Source organism: Helicobacter sp. TUL, assembly GCF_002287135.1.
Taxonomy (GTDB): domain Bacteria; phylum Campylobacterota; class Campylobacteria; order Campylobacterales; family Helicobacteraceae; genus Helicobacter_F.
This window is the reverse complement of record NZ_NESU01000033.1, coordinates 1-1,296: the sequence shown is the minus strand read 5'-3', so window position 1 is coordinate 1,296 and position 1,296 is coordinate 1. Positions and strand designations below refer to the sequence as shown.

Sequence of the window (1,296 nt, the reverse complement as noted above, 5' to 3'; positions counted from 1 at the left end):
ATGGTGTCCAAAATTTAGTATAAAATGTTATAAATGTATAAAAATATTCTCTATCCTTAGGGCTCTAAAGCCCTATAAATAGGTATAAAATGATATAATTGTATTTTGAAGCAAAACAAAATGTTTTAATAATCTTTTAATAATCATCTACGAACTGGAATTCAAAATTTTATTAAAAGAAAATGCCATTATATATCGCTACAATCGATATTTTATGAGTGTCGCTTTGGGTTTATTTTTTAAATTTTTATTAAGGTTTTTTGCATAGAAAACTTAAACGCATTGTTTTTCTTCTTTAATGCTATGAGATTGTTATACCTCAAACTACCTGCCTAGCGTATCAGGACATCATTTAATGCACTTGCAATATATATCCCATGATTCATCGCTTGCGCATTGATAAAAGGAGCAAAAACCTCATTTGAAAAGCGTAAATTACAGACCAATATTTTATATTGAGTGTAAAATTATCATTAGCTTTTACTCCCATACCTTCTTTTGTATTATCAAACTACGAAATCCACTCCACAATTCCACCATTTGGCGTTCTTTTCCCTCTCAAATCAATTTCACTTTTCCTTTCCCCATACCCCACCTCTAGCTTTATTCTATTTGCAGAATATTTTCTTTGATATTCTAGCAATACATTTGCAAAATCACAGAATATATCATCTATTAAAAGTTCTGTATTGATTATATTTTGTGTATTGTTGTTTGTAATAGTTCCTACTTTGTTGTTGTTTTCATCATATATATCTAGATAATATATTTTTTGAGATAATGGGATAGGGGATATATTGTCTATTTGTATAAAATACTTTTTAGATTCAGCAAATTGCCTTGCTGGATTATTGAGACTTAAGGGATGAAGTCTAAAGCTTTTCTCTCTTTTCGCCTCTCCCCATTCTAATATCTGTAATTCCTTACCATTGAATCTAAGGGATAGGGGAGAGTTATAATCTAGTTTGGTATGGGTGGTATAATTCTTTACTTTATAGGCTGGTGAGTATATATGTGTCGGCTCATCCATTTTTATTCACTCTCTTTAGGATACTTTGGATTACTAATGTTAAAATACTTGTTGATTTCATCTTCTGGAGCGGAAATATCCATAAGTTTATAAGGCTTTTTGCCTTTTTGATACAAATAATATTCATATAACCACTTGAGATTTGCAATATCTATACTTTCATTTGGAAACACAAGCTTTGTGCGATGTGAATCAAGACGCGCAACATGTTTAAATTCTATGCCATTTGTTTCAAGATATTTGCTTAATGTGTAAGCATAATAATT

Annotated in this window: 1 protein-coding gene and 1 pseudogene; both read right to left on the bottom strand. The window is 30.0% G+C overall.

Annotated elements, in window-relative coordinates:
- Positions 1 to 511: 511 nt before the first annotated feature.
- Positions 512 to 1,030, bottom strand: a complete 519-nt coding sequence (locus B9T66_RS08655) for a hypothetical protein (RefSeq protein ID WP_143429128.1) — start codon at positions 1,028 to 1,030, stop codon at positions 512 to 514.
- A 2-nt stretch (positions 1,031 to 1,032) separates the two neighbouring features.
- A pseudogene (locus tag B9T66_RS08650) lies at positions 1,033 to 1,296 on the bottom strand (hypothetical protein); the annotation flags it as partial.